This window comes from Enterococcus sp. AZ077, assembly GCF_051714965.1.
Classification (GTDB): Bacteria; Bacillota; Bacilli; order Lactobacillales; family Enterococcaceae; genus Enterococcus_B; species Enterococcus_B hirae.
In genome coordinates this window covers 540,233-557,509 of sequence record NZ_JBIOSX010000001.1, presented here as the reverse complement: position 1 = coordinate 557,509, position 17,277 = coordinate 540,233, and the positions used below count along the sequence as shown (strand labels likewise).

Below are 17,277 nucleotides of genomic sequence, written 5' to 3'. Positions count from 1 at the left end.
AAAAAATACTGACTCTCACTGGTTCTTGAGTTCAATTACCATTGCTTTAATTCTATCTCTTGTTTTTCTAAAAGCTGATGCTATTTCTGCTTCGGTTCCAACTGCTTGTGCGGGGTCTGTTAAATCCCAATGAATGTGCTGAACACCTACAGGAATCGTCGGACATTTATCTTTTGCATCTCCACAAAGCGTAATAATCAAGTCTGCTTGTGTAAAATAATCCTGATCGATCAAATCAGACGTTTGGTTTGAAATATCAATTCCATCCTCAGCCATAACCTGAACCGCTCGTGGATTCAGTCCATGAGTTTCAATACCTGCGCTTTTAATTTCCACATCCGAGGCAGATAATAATTGACGTGCATATCCTTCCGCCATTTGGCTACGACAAGAATTTCCCGTACATAAAAAATAAATTTTTTTCATTTTTATTTCTCCTCCTGGATATGAGCATTCAATATAGCTCGGTCATTATTTTATTCTCTAACTAAAAGCAAGCATACAGGAATTTTTGTAGGAAAGCATCAAAAAAGAGTGAAATGATTGAAAAGTTACGTCATCAATTATCAGTTTGGTATGTTTTGGCCATCAGTTCTGATCTTCTTTTTACCTGATAAATAATAAATGTCATTATCCATGGATCGCCTAAAATTGAAGAAAATTCATCATATTCGATGTCATGAATCGCTTCCTAAAAGGATTTTTTACTAACGAATGCTAAATGAACGCTTTGTTTTAAACGGCAGTTTGACGAACCTTATTCTATTGAGAGAAGCTAGAATAACCGTAGCTATTAGCACCCCACCCATAATTTCACTACATTTGGTTTTATACTAAAAAAATGAAATAAATTGATTGATTGAACACATTGAAACCTAAACTTGTTCCTTTAAACTTAAATTGTAAGCGAAGATCGTTTACATAAATTATATTAAAGGGAGGAATACCATGAAAAAAAAATTACCATTAGTCAGCCTATTGTTTGGTTTCATTGCTTTAGTGTTTTTCTTACCACTAACCAAAACACATGCTGATGTCACCGTAACAAACGATTGTACAGATCCGTCACATTCATTTACAGCTTCCATTAACGCAGATAATGGAAAAGATGTCTCGTCAGACTACTACAAAGTAACAGTTGGACAAACAGAATCTTGGCGCAGAAATGATCCTAGAGGCCATATTTTAGCCATTGTTTATTTAGAACAACTTAGGACCTACTATACTCCAACTAACGCCGCCTACTCTTTTAAAGATGGAAAACTTTATTCCCAAGGTAGCACAACAGAAATCACTCCGTTAAAAGTTGAAACAAATTCGCTTGTTACGCGAAGTATGAACGTTAACATGATTAATCTTTCCACAAGTCTTACAACAGTATCGTTAAGTAAATGGAAAAGTGGCGGATCGACAGACTACTTTACGCTAAACCACCTTGATAGTGAAACTTGGAGCAGAAATGATGATCCAAGAGGCTTTTTAGTTTCAGTCCTATATAATAGCGGATTCTCAAAAGAATACATATATTATTTACCTAGCATACAATACCTAGGCTACAAAAATTTTCTGACAATCAGAAAAGATGCTATCTATGATTGGGATGAAACACAGAAATTAAAAGTAGTTAATGTGATTGACTACTAAGCATGAAGAACCATTAAAGCGATCAAATAATAACTAATGATGAGCCTAGGGAGAAAAGATGCCCTAGGCTTTTTCATTAAGTACAAAAATAAATAACTAGTGTTTTTGAAGTTAATCTTCACACAATAGAAATACCGTCGTATAAAGTATAAAAAACGTTTATAAAGGCAATCCGCTTATTCACTCATCTTACAGTACTTTTTCCAACCTCTTGCTAAATTTCAGTCAGCTCCTCCGATATTCAAGAACTGATCGATATCCCAAAGAAAATTCCACTATACTTGACTCTAAAATAAAAAAAATGAATAAAATAGTAAATTAGAATCATTGAAAAATAGTCTGCATCCTTTAGACTTAAATTGTAAGCGAAAACGTTTACGACTATATTATATTAACAGGAGGAATATCATGAAAAAAAAATCATCACTGGTCAGTTTATTAATAGGAATGGTCGCTTTAGCCATCTTTTTAATCCCGACCAAAGCAGCACATGCTGACATCACTGTAACAAACGATTGTACGGACTTTTCAAGTATTCAGGTTTCAGTTAGTGCAAATTCTACAGGAAAGGGTAACACCGACTACTTCAATATCACACCTGGTCAATCAGACTCTTGGAGTAGACTTTCTCGTAGTGGATTTATCTTGGCGATTGTCCATAACGGAATGCTTAGAACCTATTATACGCCAACAAGTGCTTCTTACTCTTATAAAGATGGTAGCCTTTATCAACGAAACAGCTCAACTGAAATCACACCACTGAAAAAAGTAGTCTACTCTGATACAAAAGGAACTAAAATTGTAAATATGGTCAATCTCTCTGATGGAACTGTTCAGGTTGCATTAAGCAAATGGAAAACTGGTGGATATGCAGATTACTTTGAACTTGCTCGTCCAGCTGTAGAGAGCTGGAGCAGAAACAATGATCCAAGAGGCTTTTTAGTTTCAATGAAAGCCAAAAGTGAAATGAATGAATACATATATTATTTACCTAGCATTGAATATATCGGTGGAAATTATTTAACTATTAAAAACCAAGCAATCCTTGATTGGGATGAAAGAACTCCATTAAAACTTGTAAATGTTATTAAATATTAATTTATAAGCAAATAAACCAAAAGAGACTGGGCCAAAAAATTGACGGCTCTATAATTTATGGGATTGAAGAATCAAAATTGATTCTTCAGCCCCATTTTCATTTTTGCTATTAAAAAACATATCGTTCTCTAGTATGATTAAATCACCATAACCTAACCAACTGAGAGAACGATATGCTCTATGAATGATTCTATCAAAAAGATGGCGAGATTAATAGATAAAATATAGAAAAATTAAAATAACAAAAAATGAGACAGAATGAGCTTCACTCTGACCCAAATTGGATTTTACACAACTTATCAGTCCTTATTGACAAAGAGCCCTTAAAAATACAAATAAAAAAAAGCCCGAAACGCTTTAATATCAACGTTTCGAGCAATGAATTAGTTGTTATCCAACAGACCCTTCCATCTCATAACTGATCAAACGGTTGAGTTCGACTGCGTATTCCATTGGGAGTTCTTTGGTGAATGGTTCGACGAAGCCCATGACGATCATTTCGGTGGCTTCGGATTCGGTTAGGCCTCGGCTCATAAGATAATAGAGTTGTTCTTCTGAGATTTTTGAGACTTTGGCTTCGTGTTCCAAAGAGACTTGGCTGTTGTGGATCTCGTTGAATGGGATCGTATCGGATTTGGAGTATTCGTCCATGATGATCGTGTCGCATTCAATGTGAGAGATGGAACCGGCGCTGTTTTTAGCGAAGGTTACTTGTCCTCGATAATTGACTTCGCCACCGTCTTTTGAGATGGATTTGGAGACGATGGAGCTTGAAGTGTTTGGTGCGTTATGGATCATTTTCGCCCCAGTATCTTGGATTTGGTTTGCGCCAGCAAATGCGATGGAAAGCATCGTGCCACGCGCACCTTTGCCGTCTAGATAAACACTTGGATATTTCATCGTTGTTTTAGCTCCTAGGTTGCCGTCGATCCATTCGACTGTGGCACCTTCGTAAGCTTTGGCTCTTTTGGTTACTAAGTTATAGACATTGTCTGACCAGTTTTGAATCGTGGTATAGCGACAATAGGCGTCTTTTCGGGTGAAGATTTCAACGATTGCTGCATGAAGACTGTTACTTGAATACGTTGGTGCTGTACAGCCTTCGACATAATGGATGCTGGCTCCTTCGTCAACGATGATCAATGTTCGTTCAAATTGTCCGGTATTTTCGGCATTGATCCTAAAGTATGTTTGTAATGGAACGTCGACTTTTACCCCTTTAGGTACATAAATAAATGTTCCTCCTGACCAAACAGCTGAATTTAAAGCAGCAAGTTTGTTGTCAGTGGGTGGGACTAATTTGGAAAAGTATTCTTTGAATAACTCAGGATATTCTTTCAATGCAGAATCAGTATCGGTGAAGACGATCCCTAATTTTTCAAATTCATCTTTCATGTTGTGGTAAACGACTTCTGATTCATATTGAGCAGAAGCACCTGCGAGGTATGCTCGTTCTGCTTCAGGAATCCCGATTTTTTCAAAGGTTTCTTTGATTTTATCAGGTACATCTTCCCAATCTCGGGCGGGTTTATCACTTGGTTTTTGGTAATATTTTATGGCATTGAAGTCGATGTCTGACAGGTCTGGTCCCCACTTTTGCATGGGCATTTTATTGAATGTTTCTAAGGATTTCAAACGAAATTCTAACATCCATTCAGGTTCACCTTTGATTCGAGACATTTCTCGAACGACTTCTTCAGTTAAGCCTTCTCCGGTACTGAAAACTGGTTCCACATCATCGTGAAAACCAAATTTATATTCTTCTAATTCTGGTACACCCATGTTCTCACTCCTCTTCCTGATGCACATGATGGAAGGTTGCAGTGCCGTTTTCTTCCATTGCTTTTTCTAAGGCTTTCCAGCCTAATGTGGCACATTTGATTCTTGCGGGAAATTTGGCTACGCCACTGAGCATTGCTGCATCGCCTAATTGGTCGATGGCTTTGACTTCTTTTCCTTGGACTAATTGCGAGAAATCAGTGATCAATTGTTTTGCTTCTTCAACAGATTTTCCCATGACAGCATCGGTCATCATGGATGCACTGGCTGTACTAATGGAACAACCGTTACCGTTGAATGCGATATTCTTGATGATTCCTTCTTTGACTTCGACTTGTAATTCGATGACATCGCCACAGGTCGGATTATTCAATTCGATTCGACTGGTTGATTCAGTCAATGTACCTCGATGATGAGGATGCGAAGAATGATCAAGTATGACCTGACGATAAAGATTATCTAGTTTAGAGAGTGCCATGTTGGAAAAACTCCTTCGTTGCAAGAATTGCTTCGACTAAACGATCTGCATCTTGTTTCGTATTATAAAAATAAAAGCTTGCTCGTGCGGTCGCTGAGACTTCTAAATAGTTCAATAAAGGTTGGGCACAATGATGACCTGCACGAACAGCGACACCTTCCATATCTAAAGCAGTAGCTACATCATGAGGATGTAAGCCATCTAGATTAAAGGCGATGACCCCTGTGCGAGTAGCGGGATCTTGTGGACCATAAATGGTCAACCCATCGATTTGTTGTAGTTTAGGTAAGACATAGGCAATTAATTCTTTTTCATGATCATGGATATTGTCCAACCCAACGTTTTCGAGATAGTCAATCGCTTGACCTAGTGCGATGGCTCCAGCGATATTAGGTGTGCCGGCTTCGAATTTCCATGGAAGTTCTTTCCAAGTACTATCGTACAAGTCGACAAAGTCGATCATTTCGCCACCAAATTCGACTGGTTCCATTTGTTCTAACCATTTTCGTTTGCCATATAAGACTCCGATCCCAGTCGGTCCACACATTTTGTGTCCGCTAAACGCAAAGAAATCACAGTCTAATTCTTGGACGTTGATTGGCATATGGGGAGCGGATTGTGCGCCATCTACAACTAGTACCCCACCTTGCTCATGGACAAGTTTTCCTAGTTCTTTGACGGGATTGATCACACCTAAGACATTTGAAACATGAGCAATCGATACGATTTTTGTTTTGTTAGTGATCAATTGTTTTGCTTGTGCCATGTCTAAAAATCCGTCGGTAGTCAAGTCAATATATTTTAATGTTGCTCCTGTCTTTTTGGCTAATTGTTGCCAAGGAATGACATTGGAATGGTGTTCCATGTAAGAAATTAAGATTTCATCCCCTGCTTGCAGAAACTGTTCACCAAAGCTGCGAGCGACCCAGTTCAAACTCGTGGTGGTGCCACGAGTAAATAGGATTTCAGCAGTTTCAGCTGCATGGATAAACTTTCTGACCTTTTCCCGAGCGCCTTCATAGGCAAATGTTGCTCGTTCGGCTAAGGTGTGGACTCCTCGATGCACATTGGCATTATCTTGTTCGTAGTATTTTTTTATTGCTTCAATTACTGCTATTGGCTTTTGCGTAGTGGCTGCATTGTCTAAATAAACGAGCGGTTCATCATTGACTTCTTGAAATAATATTGGAAAATCTTCGCGAATGATTTCTTTCAGAATCATACATTCAACTTCCCTTCAATAACCTCCACTAACTCTTTTCGGACTGCTTCTACTGGAATTGCTGTTAACACAGAGCCAAGGAAGCCTCGAATAACCAATCGTTCTGCTTCTTCTTTATGAAGACCACGGCTCATCAAATAATACATTTCTTCAGGATCGACCCGACCAACACTGGCAGCATGTCCTGCAGTGACTTCATTTTCATCAATGAGTAAGATCGGATTGGCATCTCCTCTTGCTTTATCTGAAAGCATCAATACTCGACTTTCTTGTTGGGCATCGGCTCCTTTTGCGCCTTTTAAGATATGTCCGATCCCGTTGAAAGTCAACGTTCCTTTTTCTCGGATCACACCATGTTGTAAGATATGTCCGATCGTATGAGGCGCTTTGTTCGTGACACGCGTATCAATTCCTTGGATTTGTTTTCCTGAGCTAATGGCAACGATTTTCACTTCTGCATGGGCGCCTTCGTCAACTAAATCAGAATCAAAATCAGCAATTACATGTCCATCATTCATCACGCCGATTGCCCAATCTACAGAAGCATCACGTAAAATATGACCTCGACGATTGATATAAGAAGTGATATTTTCTCCTAATTGATCGACAGCTGAATATTTGATTTTTGCTCCAGCTTTAGCGATTACTTCGACAATGATATTACCAGAAGCTTTTTGGATTTTCTCTTTAGTCGTTTGGAATCGTTCCAAGTAAGAGAACTCACTATGTTCCTCTGCGACGATCAAGACATGTTTAAAGAAATGCTGTGCTAATTTGCCATCTTGGATGAATAAGCTCTCAATTGGCTCATTGATCACGACATTTTTAGGAACATATAAAAACACTCCGCTGTTCATGAAAGCAGCATGTAAAGCGGTCAATTGATCTTCATCCATTTTCACTGCTTTTTCCATATAGTATGGTTTGATTAAATCTGGATGCTCTTGGAGCGCTGTGAAGATATCTGTAAAGATCACGCCTTTTTCCATGAGTTCCACTGGTAATTGTTCAAAGATCGTATTTGTTCCTTCCTGCACCAACACAGGGTTATCTTTCATTACGTCAAACCCAGCTACATTTCCTGTCTCACTAAAGTGGTCTGTGAACTCATGGATATCGAATAATGGCCAGCGATGGAATTTTACACGATCGATCTGAGGAAGTGGTAATTGATTGGCTTTTTCTAACGCTGCTTGACGTAATTGGGTCATCCATTCAGGTTCCCCTTTGCTTAAAGAAAAATTGGTAACTGCGTCAAGTTGGTCGAGCCAGTTCGTTTCTTTCATTTTCCGCTCCTCCTTACGCTTCTTCTTTATAGTCGATTCCTAGTTCTTTGCTGATACCAGCATACCCTTCTGCTTCAAGTCGTTTCGCTAGATCTGCATTCCCAGTCATCACGACACGTCCTTCCATCATGATGTGGACGACATCCGGAGTGATATAATTCAATAATCGTTGGTAGTGGGTGATGATCAATGCGCCAAAGTTTTCGCTACGCATTTCATTGACCCCTTTTGCTACGACTTTCAATGCATCGATATCTAATCCAGAATCAATTTCATCTAAAATGGCAAAAGTTGGTTCTAACATCAATAATTGTAAGATTTCATTTCGTTTCTTTTCGCCACCAGAAAAGCCTTCATTCAAGTAACGTTCGGCCATTTCTTCTGGCATATTTAACAGCGCCATTTTTTCATCTAATTTTTTCAAGAAAGTCAAAACAGACATTTTATCGTCTTCATCACGTTTGGCATTGATCGCTGCACGCATAAATTCTGCATTCGTGATCCCAGGAATTTCACTTGGGTATTGCATCGCTAAAAATAATCCTAGACGTGCCCGTTCATCGACCTCTAAATCTAAGATATTTTTTCCGTCAAATAGGATCTCGCCTTCAGTGACTTCATAGTTTGGATTCCCCATAATAGCGGCTGACAGCGTCGATTTCCCTGTTCCATTTGGTCCCATAATGGCATGGATCTCGCCTGTTTTCATCGTTAAGTTTACGCCTTTAAGAATTTCTTTCTCTTCAATTGAGACGTGTAAATTTTTTATTTCTAAGACAGACATGCAAATTCCCTCCAGATTCTGTTTCGTTCTCACTTATTTTAGACTAATTGAGAATAGAGCGCAATGTTATAACCCACTAAAATCAAAACTTTTTTCACGAGTTATCATTAAATCAATATTACTAGATAATAATATTTATAAAGAAACTTCTGTTTTTAGCATTCATTGATCACTGGTTATGTTGATTTGTTTTATGTAAAACGATAGGTGAACGTTGGTTTGCAGAATGATGTAGTACGCATCTCTTGATTACCGCTTACCTGTTCTTAATAAATTCTTCTTGAAAAATGCCATAATAAAGAGAGTTCTCTATTGGTTAGATAGCTAATTTATTCACTATTCACTCTGCAAAAAAACATCAAAGCTAGTAAAATCAACTAACTTTGATGTTTTTGACGACTTGATTATTTTTTAGATGAACATTTGATTTTGTTCAACTCTATTTTTTGAAGTGCTTATTTGGCATCAGCTGCGACAGGTTTGACTGAACCGCCCCATTTGTCTTCGATCCATTTTTGAACGTCTTCACGGTGTAAGACTTCAAGTAATTTTTTGATTTTTTCGCTATTTTCATCACCTTTACGTGTGGCAATGATATTCACATATGGTGAGTTGTCTTCTTCTAATAAGACAGAATCTTTCAATGGATTCAAACCAGCACCATAAGCAAAGTTTGCATTGATCGCTACTAAGTCACCTTCATCATTTTGATAAGTAGAAGCTAACAAAGAAGGATCAATCGAATGATTGAATTTTAAGTTTTTAGGGTTTTCAGCGATGTCATCAAACGTAGCTGTTTCTAGATCTACGCCATCTTTTACCTTAACTAAGCCAGCATTTTGTAAAATAGTGATGATTCGTCCCCAGTCAGATTCTGAATTTGAAGTAATCACTGTTGCGCCGTCTTTTAAATCAGCAATGTCTTTGATTTTCTTTGAGTACAAGCCCATTGGTTCAATATGGACAGCACCCGCATTGACAAAATCATAGCCTTTTTCTTTGATTTCTTTATTTAGATAAGGAATATGTTGAAAATAATTGGCATCGATATCGCCTTCTGCTAAAGATTGATTTGGTAAAATGTAGTCATCGAATTTCACGATCTCTAAATTAATGCCTTCGTCTTTCAATAGCGGTTGGACGTGTTCCAAGATTTCTGCATGAGGTGTTGGTGATGCGCCTACTTTTAAAGTTGTATCGTCACTTTTTGATGAAGCACCTTTACTATCGCTATTATTGCCACAAGCTGCTAACCCTACAGTCAGCAAGACCGCTGCTGCAAATCCAATAATTTTCTTTTTCATATCCTTTATCCTCCTATTTCTTCTTATCTTTTATCTGTTTTCTTTGTTAAAAAGTCCCCGATTCCTTGAACAATAAATACAATGACTAGTATCACTAACGTTGCCACAAATGTCACGGTCAGATTACCACGTTGGTAACCTTCTTGCCAAGCAAGACCTCCCAAACCACCAGCTCCGATCGCACCCGCCATCGCAGTAAAGCCGATCATCGAAATGGTAGTAACTGTCAATCCGGAGATCAGTGCAGGCACGCTTTCTGGTATCAAGACTTTCCAAATGATTTCCCAGTAGCTGGCACCCATCGCATCCGCCGCTTCTAAAACTCCAGGACTAACTTCACGAAAAGCAATTTCAACTAGACGAGCATAAAATGGGGCAGCTGAAAGTACCAAGGCAGGAATAGCAGCTTGCGCCCCTAGCATGGTTCCGACGATTGCTTTCGTGAAAGGAATGATCAAGACCATCAAGATCATAAATGGCGTAGATCGAAAGATATTACTAATAATCGAAACAATGCCATAAATGATTCGTGCATAAGGTTTATTTTTTCGTCCAATCGAATACAGGATCAAACCTAGTACCAAACCAATGATGGTCACTAATACCATGGACACCAACGTCATATAAAGCGTATCGATGAATGCTTGTTTCATCGTTTCCATGTTGATTTGACTAAAATCTAAATACGTTTCTGCAAAGCTTTTATCCACGGTGGATCACCTCCACTCCAACACCTTGTTCTTTAATAAACCGCTCTGCTTGATCCAATTCGTTCTCTGACCCAGTCATCAATGTCGTTAAGGAACCAAAAGAACCTTCTGCTGTTTGTTTGATTTTACCGTAAACGACATTGATGTCGACGTTATACTGACGAATGGCTTGAGAGATGACTGGCTCGTTAGCATTTTTTTCGTTGAACACTAATGTCACTAATCGACCTTTTGGATTTTCTTTGATCAATTCAGCCAATAATTCTTTTGAGTCTGCTTCTGGTTCGATATCTTGTTGCACGAAACGTTTTGTTACTTCTTGTTTTGGATTTTTGAAGACTGTCAAAACATCGCCTTCTTCCACAACTTTTCCTCGTTCCATCACAGCTACCTTGTTACAGATTTTACGAATCACGTTCATTTCGTGCGTGATCAATACGATCGTTAAATGTAATTTCTTATTGATAGCTAATAAAAGATCCAATACTTCTTCAGTGGTTTGTGGATCTAGCGCACTGGTTGCTTCGTCACAAAGTAAGATCTCGGGATCGTTTGCTAACGCTCGTGCTATCCCAACTCTTTGTTTTTGTCCTCCTGAAAGCTGAGAAGGATAGGCATTTCCTCTACCTTCTAACCCGACTAATCCAAGTAATTCTTCTGCCCGTTCTTTACGTTGGGCTTTAGGTACGCCTGCTAATTCTAATGGTAGTTGGATATTTTCTAAAACTGTCCGTGACCATAACAAATTGAAATGTTGGAAAATCATACCGATTTTTTTACGAAATGTTCTCAGTTCTTTATTTTTTAGTTTGGTAATCTCTTGGTCATTCACAACAACCGTTCCGCTAGTAGGTAGCTCTAATCCATTCAATAAACGGACAAGTGTACTTTTACCTGCTCCAGAATAGCCAACGATGCCGTAAATATCACCCTTTTCAACAGTTAATGAAACATCATTTACCGCTTGGATCGTTCCATTTCTGCCACCAAATGTTTTCTCAACATTGGTTAATTGGATCAATGACATATCGCTCACATCTTTCTTTTATTTTTTACATGGAGATCAAGTAGGAAACAAAAAAGCTTCCGCCCCCTTGCTTTAGCAAAAGGACGAAAGCTGAAACTTCCGTGTTACCACCTTGATTTGCTGCTATCTCACAATAACAACCTTTACCAGTACTTGGGTCATCGTTCTTTCATCATAATCATGCCCGTATACCGTTGTGCTGTAACGGGCACCCCCGTAGTAAGTTTGCAAGGCTCACCTACTCTGCTCTAAGACCATCTTCCATCTCATTTCCGTTACCCTTTTTCAGCAATCAGGGCTCTCTTTGAACGTCTGTGACATGTACTCTTCTTTTCAAAGCTTTATTTATGATTGTTCTGATTATAGCAGTTGGAAAATAACGTGTCAACATTTTACCGGTTACTTCTTTAAAATTTTCTGAAAATTGCTAACTCTTATAATTTCTCAAATTCTGTTGGATCGACTTCTTTAAAGCTTAAAAGCCAAGCATTCATTTCATCTTGATCATTTAAGACATTGATATCTTCATTGATTTTTTCATTCACGGAAGAAACCGTACCGCTTAACGGGCTAGCAAATTCACTGACCGCTTTTTCAGCTTCCACTTCGATCAAAGGCTCCCCGATTTGATAAGACTGACCAGCTTTTGGCAAATTGGCAAATGTGATATCACCTAATTCTTTTTGTGCTTCATTAGTTAAACCGACACAATATTCTTTCCCATTAAATAAGATCCAAAGGTTATCTTTTTTCTTCAAGTGTTTCCCAGCCATTTTATATCAATACTCCTTCGTATATTTTTTCATTAAAACCGATTGCGACGAGTTGTTTGCCTTTGACGATCAGGGGACGTTTGATCAACATCCCATCACTTGAAAGAATGCGACTAGCTTCATTGATCGAAAAATCAGCCACTTGGTCTTTTAGCCCCATTTCCCGATACTTCATGCCACTAGTATTGAACAGACGACGTAATGGAATCTCATTATGTTCCAACCAGTCTGTGATCATTTCTTCCGATGGTGGACTAGCAATCATATCAATTACTTGATAATCAACATGATGCGCATCCAACCAAGCTTTCGCTTTTTTGCAAGTGGAACATTTCGGATACCAATAAAAACGATACAACAGTGTTACCTCCTAGAAGTTTTCGCAGGCGCCTCATTTTGATACCTCATGGATAATATCAAACCGATACCGATCATATTTCCAAGGATCGATGATCCACCTTGACTAATGAATGGCAGGGGAATCCCTGTTAATGGTAAGAGTCCAATATTAGCACCAATATTTTCAAATACATGGAACAAGAGCATCATGATCAAGCCGCTGGCGATATAAGCATAAAATTCATTGTTCGTATCAAAGCAGACACGAATCATACGATAAATCAAAATAAAATACAAGAAGATGACGAATGCGCCACCGATAAACCCAAAATTCTCACCAATCACGGTGAAAATCATATCTGATTCACGAACAGGTACATAGATATTACTTACATTAAATCCTTTACCTAATAATCCACCAGTTCCTATTGCAAGCAACCCTTGTGCTGGCTGATAGCTCATCCCAGTCGTGTCATGGAATGGATCAAGCCAAGAATCGATACGAGCAAACTGGTAAGATTTAAACCCGATTTTATATAATAAATCTCTTCCGCCTTCTGTGGTAACTAAAAAGATCGTTCCAGCACCGACAATCACTGCCAAAGCAATTACGGGCACGATAATGCGCCAAGAGATACCAGACATTAAGAAAACTCCACCAAAAATTGCTAAGAATACCAGCATGGTCCCAAAATCATCTTGTGCCATAATCAAGGCTAAAACCGGGAGCGTCACAATCAACATCTTGGCGATCAACCAAAAATCTGATTTGAGCGTTCGTTCCTTCATCTGAGTATTATGTTTTGTCACGATCAGCGCCATCATTAAAATATAAGCAATTTTCATTAACTCTGCTGGCTGAAACGTCAAGGAACCAAAACTAAACCAGTTTTTGGAACCGGTCGACTGGGCGAGGTTGCGGTCATAAAACTTTAACAAGAGTCCCATTACAATTAGACCAAAACCATAGAGATAAGGTGTTAATTTCCAGATCCATTTGGAATTCAAATGCATAATCACGACAATAGCAATTGAGCCCACGATATACCAAATCGCTTGCATCCCAACACCTCTTACTACCGAAGGGTGGTTAGGATCATGACTCAGCGCGACATATAAAGAAAGCAATCCAATCAAACATAATAAGAAGACTGGTAATATGACGCCATAATCAATGCGATTATCACGATTATTATTAGAAGCTTTTATTTTTTTTTCCATGTTTCATCCCTTTTCTTAAAAACCATACTGTTCTATATTATAGCGGTCTAGCGGCATAATTGAAAGCCAAAGCAAATACATTTGGGAAAACTTAAAATTATTCTTATCTAATCATCTGCCTTGCTGCTCTTCAGTCAGACCCATCATCGAGATAACAGATAACGTTCTGACGAATCATTTTTGATAGCGTTCATTATATCTCAAGATCTCTTTACCAATCGCTTGTAAATTCTCTGAAACTAAATTTGTTCGCTGGATCAAATAAAAATTTCGATGATACGCTAATTTCTCGGTTGGTACTTCTGGTGGCACCGCACGTTTTGATAAAATCGAACGTCCTACTCCTTCTTTTAAAAGAGCGGCAATGACTTCGTTGCTTTTTACTAACAACTTTTTCCCATGGATATTTTTTTCTTCAAAATACCGTTGCGTATAATGAAAAACTCCAGAAGTTGTTTCTCGAACTAACCATAACTGACTGTCAGGATCCCCCGCAATCACTAGTTCATCCTCCATCAATGAAAACCTTTGAACACCAGAAGTTTCTAAAGGTTTTTCGATAAAACCAAAGTCAGCCTCGTGTTTTGCTATTTGTTCCAACGCATCATGAGAATTGGCATAGGCAATCACAAAATTAATTTTAGGATATTTCAAAAGCAAATCTTTCAACAATTTTGGTAACAGATAGACGGCAAAAGTGTGAGAAGCAACGATTCGGCAAACTTCTTCTTCATTTTGTTCATCTAGTAATTGTTGTTGTGTTTCTTGCCACTCCTCTAATAAAACTAACGCTCGTTCGTAGAGTAGATCTGCTTGTTTTGTCGGCTTCATTTCTTTCCGACCATTTCGCTCAAAGAGAATCACTCCTAATTCTCTTTCCAGCTGTTTGATTTGATTTGAAACAGCAGGTTGAGATAAGAAAAGTAATTCGGCTGTTCGAGAAAAATTTCTTGTTTCGTATACGACACGAAAAGTTGTTAACAATTTCAGCATGCGATCACTTCCATAATTTTTTTTTATAGTAACTATATCAACTATTTGATTTAAATATATCATGAAATGACTATAATAGTAAATGTAACGCACAATATATGAGATTGAAAAGCAACGAATGTTTCGATCTCGCTCAGACATAAAAAGATCGTTACTTGTATTCTTAATGATCAGTCAGGGCTACCGATTTGTTTATTTCCCAATAAATAGTCATTCATAATTATTTATGCAACCTACTATCAACCTTTCCACCTGACTGATCATTTTGTTCTGAGCTTTAGACAACACACTCATCTTATGAAAAGGAGAATTCAATTAATGAAGAATTTTTTAAAACTTATTCCTGTCCCGATTTGTGGGCTCATTCTAGGTTTAGCTTCGCTAGGTAATCTGTTTAAAGAATATCATTGGATTCATCTAGGGAATATCATTGGTGGGATTAGTATGATTCTCATGATCCTAATGTTTAGCAAATTGTTCCTATTATTTGAACATACGAGACAAACATTACATGATCCAATCATTGCCTCGGTTTCACCGACTTTTACGATGTCATTAATGGTTATTTGTACTTACTTTGTTCCATTTACGCACCTTTTACCAATCGTTCGGATCATCTGGCTTGGCGCTGTCCTTCTACAAGTGATTTTAGTTGTTTACTTTACTTACCATCATGTAATCAAAGCAGACTTATCACTGGAAGTCATTTATCCAAGTTGGTTCATTATTTATGTTGGTTTCGGGGTAATTACAGTAACTGCTGGAAACTTTTTCCCATTCATTGGCCAACTATTCTTTTGGCTATCTCTAGCTTGTTACGTTTTCTTATTGCCAATCATCATCCATCGGGTATTTTTCGTGAAAAACATGGCACATCCTACACTACCATTGATCACGATCGTTGCAGCTCCGGGATCGCTTTGTTTAACTGGCTATTTGAAAAACTTTGCGCAACCTTCCTTTTATTTAGTCGTTGCCTTATTTATCCTTTCGCAAACTTTATATTTTATCGTGCTATCTCTTTTACCACGATTACTTAAACTACATTTTTATCCAAGCTACGCTGCTTTTACCTTTCCACTAGTTATTTCTGCAACTGCTATGTTTTGTGCTGTAAATTACTTTCATTCATTAGGGATCGCTACTGGCTTTTTAACGGTCTTGAAACTGGTTGAATTAGTAATCGCTACTGGAATGGTGCTTTATGTATTAGGTCATTATATCCGCTTCTTGTTCAAAGAGCATGGAAACACAAATAAATATGTCCCTAAAGAAATTTAATTAAGATGTTATTCTTCTGTCTTTTTCAAATTTAGAAAAAGGCAGAAGATTTTTTGCGTTTTTAAACTTTGTCAATCAAAACGAATAGTGCTACTATTATCAAGGATATTCTTGAGTTCAGAGTCGTCGTCCTCTAAATACGAGTACCCGTTTTTCAACTCTGAAACATGCGCACAGATAATGAAAGGAATTTTTAGAACATGAATCTACAAGTAACCATTAATCAATTTAAAAATCAAGGCTCACGAAGAATCTTACCTGGATTACTTCTTGCTTTTTCAGTAGCAGTCATGAGCAAACTTCTCGCATTGTTGCTCCCACAGCTTGGTGCTGCCACGATCGCCATTTTATTAGGGATCTTGTTAGGTAATACTTTTTTCAAACAACCTTCTTTAGCCATTGGAACAAAATTCGCTGAAAGCAAATTATTGGAATGCTCCGTTTTCTTATTGGGAGCAACGGTTACGGCTCAAACGATTGCTCAAATCGGCATCAAAGGGATTGCCTTCGTCTTGTTGCAAATGAGTGTGACGATCGTCGGTGCCTATTGGATCGGCAAAAAATTGTTGTTTAGTGATACAGCTTCCTTGATGATGGCAGGAGGAAATGCTGTTTGCGGTTCTTCGGCTATTGCAGCAATCGCTCCAGTGATCCATGCTGAAGAGGAAGAAAAAGGACAGATCATTACATTAGTGAATTTATTAGGAACGATCATGATGCTTTCTTTACCTTTTCTTGGCTTACACTTATACGGAGATCACTTAATTGAAAAAAGTGCCCTTTTAGGCGGAACACTTCAATCTGTTGGACAAGTAGTCGCTGGCGCCAGTTTGCTTGATGCTTCAGTTGTTCAATTTGCCATGCTCTTTAAAATTTTAAGGATCATGATGTTAGTTGCTGTTGTCTATTTATTTGAAAAATTTATCCAAAAAAAGACAGCTTCTGCTGAAACGATTTCGTCTGACAGTCCCAAGAAAAGAAGATTCCCATTACCATGGTATGTTTTAGGCTTTTTAGTTTTCTGCTTGCTCAACAGCCTATTTACGCTCCCAACTTTTATCGACAAAGGGGCTCACTTTATTAGTAATTGGTTTGAAATCACTGCTTTAGCCGCAATTGGTTTACGTTTAGATTTCGCTAAATTCATGAAAGAAGGACCTCGATTCTTATCTTATGGTCTAGCAGTTGGTTTACTGCAAACTGTTGCTGCGCTGCTATTCATTTGGTTAACAACACTATAACTACCGGATGCCACTGGTATAAGCGATCTGCCTTTGTTGGCTTCATAAAATCCCCAGACTTAAAACCACCCCTTCGCCCCAAAATAGTCATTTCTAT

General features: G+C 38.2%; 17 protein-coding genes and 1 other annotated feature. Of the genes, 4 read left to right on the top strand and 13 right to left on the bottom strand.

All coding sequences use genetic code 11. The features are described from left to right. Positions 1-15: 15 nt before the first annotated feature. A complete protein-coding gene (arsC, locus tag IGL28_RS02545) occupies positions 16-426 on the bottom strand; it encodes an arsenate reductase (thioredoxin) (RefSeq protein ID WP_010719969.1) in 411 nt (136 codons plus the stop codon). 522 nt (positions 427-948) lie between these two features. Here arsC and IGL28_RS02540 point away from each other — a divergent pair. Together IGL28_RS02540 and IGL28_RS02535 are read left to right on the top strand one after the other, a co-directional pair. Next, the gene (locus IGL28_RS02540; RefSeq protein WP_081127762.1) at positions 949-1,644 is read left to right on the top strand and encodes a hypothetical protein; all 696 of its coding nucleotides are present in this window, start codon (positions 949-951) and stop codon (positions 1,642-1,644) included. A gap of 408 nt (positions 1,645-2,052) precedes the next feature. Next, positions 2,053-2,742: a hypothetical protein gene (locus IGL28_RS02535; protein ID WP_228011830.1), complete on the top strand. Its 690-nt coding sequence runs from the start codon at positions 2,053-2,055 to the stop codon at positions 2,740-2,742. A gap of 390 nt (positions 2,743-3,132) precedes the next feature. Here IGL28_RS02535 and sufB read toward each other — a convergent pair whose 3' ends face one another. From sufB to IGL28_RS02475, 12 genes are all read right to left on the bottom strand, one after another. Further along, entirely contained in the window at positions 3,133-4,524 is a 1,392-nt protein-coding gene (sufB, locus tag IGL28_RS02530) for a Fe-S cluster assembly protein SufB (protein ID WP_010719974.1), read from the bottom strand. Between the two features lie 4 nt (positions 4,525-4,528). Next, complete coding sequence (gene sufU, locus IGL28_RS02525; protein WP_010719975.1) at positions 4,529-4,999, bottom strand: Fe-S cluster assembly sulfur transfer protein SufU; 471 nt, start codon at positions 4,997-4,999, stop codon at positions 4,529-4,531. Next, positions 4,986-6,221, bottom strand: a complete 1,236-nt coding sequence (locus IGL28_RS02520; RefSeq protein ID WP_081127760.1) for a cysteine desulfurase — start codon at positions 6,219-6,221, stop codon at positions 4,986-4,988. Before IGL28_RS02520 ends, sufU begins: the two co-directional genes overlap by 14 nt. Beyond that, on the bottom strand, positions 6,218-7,507 hold the full coding sequence (sufD, locus tag IGL28_RS02515; RefSeq protein WP_438843880.1) for a Fe-S cluster assembly protein SufD: 1,290 nt from the start codon (positions 7,505-7,507) through the stop codon (positions 6,218-6,220). Before sufD ends, IGL28_RS02520 begins: the two co-directional genes overlap by 4 nt. 13 nt (positions 7,508-7,520) lie before the next feature. Further along, positions 7,521-8,291, bottom strand: coding sequence for a Fe-S cluster assembly ATPase SufC (gene sufC / locus IGL28_RS02510; RefSeq protein WP_010719978.1), 771 nt, complete (start codon positions 8,289-8,291; stop codon positions 7,521-7,523). A 455-nt stretch (positions 8,292-8,746) separates the two neighbouring features. Next, the gene (locus IGL28_RS02505) at positions 8,747-9,595 is read right to left on the bottom strand and encodes a MetQ/NlpA family ABC transporter substrate-binding protein (RefSeq protein ID WP_081127758.1); all 849 of its coding nucleotides are present in this window, start codon (positions 9,593-9,595) and stop codon (positions 8,747-8,749) included. A gap of 23 nt (positions 9,596-9,618) precedes the next feature. Beyond that, complete coding sequence (locus IGL28_RS02500) at positions 9,619-10,305, bottom strand: methionine ABC transporter permease (protein ID WP_010719980.1); 687 nt, start codon at positions 10,303-10,305, stop codon at positions 9,619-9,621. Next, positions 10,298-11,332, bottom strand: coding sequence for a methionine ABC transporter ATP-binding protein (locus tag IGL28_RS02495; RefSeq protein ID WP_010738389.1), 1,035 nt, complete (start codon positions 11,330-11,332; stop codon positions 10,298-10,300). The genes IGL28_RS02500 and IGL28_RS02495 overlap by 8 nt, the downstream gene beginning before the upstream one ends. A 76-nt stretch (positions 11,333-11,408) precedes the next feature. Next, positions 11,409-11,678, bottom strand: a binding site (T-box leader). Positions 11,679-11,766: 88 nt separating this feature from the next. Then, positions 11,767-12,105, bottom strand: coding sequence for a glycine cleavage system protein H (locus tag IGL28_RS02490; RefSeq protein WP_010738390.1), 339 nt, complete (start codon positions 12,103-12,105; stop codon positions 11,767-11,769). A gap of 1 nt (position 12,106) precedes the next feature. Next, entirely contained in the window at positions 12,107-12,463 is a 357-nt protein-coding gene (locus tag IGL28_RS02485) for an arsenate reductase family protein (protein ID WP_010719983.1), read from the bottom strand. Positions 12,464-12,468: 5 nt separating this feature from the next. Next, positions 12,469-13,665 (bottom strand): FtsW/RodA/SpoVE family cell cycle protein, encoded by a 1,197-nt coding sequence (locus tag IGL28_RS02480; RefSeq protein ID WP_010719984.1) that lies wholly within the window; start codon positions 13,663-13,665, stop codon positions 12,469-12,471. Between the two features lie 174 nt (positions 13,666-13,839). Then, positions 13,840-14,658, bottom strand: coding sequence for a LysR family transcriptional regulator (locus tag IGL28_RS02475; protein WP_081127756.1), 819 nt, complete (start codon positions 14,656-14,658; stop codon positions 13,840-13,842). 318 nt (positions 14,659-14,976) lie between these two features. Here IGL28_RS02475 and IGL28_RS02470 point away from each other — a divergent pair, with 318 nt between their 5' ends. Together IGL28_RS02470 and IGL28_RS02465 are read left to right on the top strand one after the other, a co-directional pair. After that, complete coding sequence (locus IGL28_RS02470) at positions 14,977-15,939, top strand: TDT family transporter (protein WP_034699625.1); 963 nt, start codon at positions 14,977-14,979, stop codon at positions 15,937-15,939. A gap of 200 nt (positions 15,940-16,139) precedes the next feature. Continuing rightward, a complete protein-coding gene (locus IGL28_RS02465) occupies positions 16,140-17,180 on the top strand; it encodes a YeiH family protein (RefSeq protein WP_034866233.1) in 1,041 nt (346 codons plus the stop codon). Positions 17,181-17,277 lie beyond the last annotated feature (97 nt).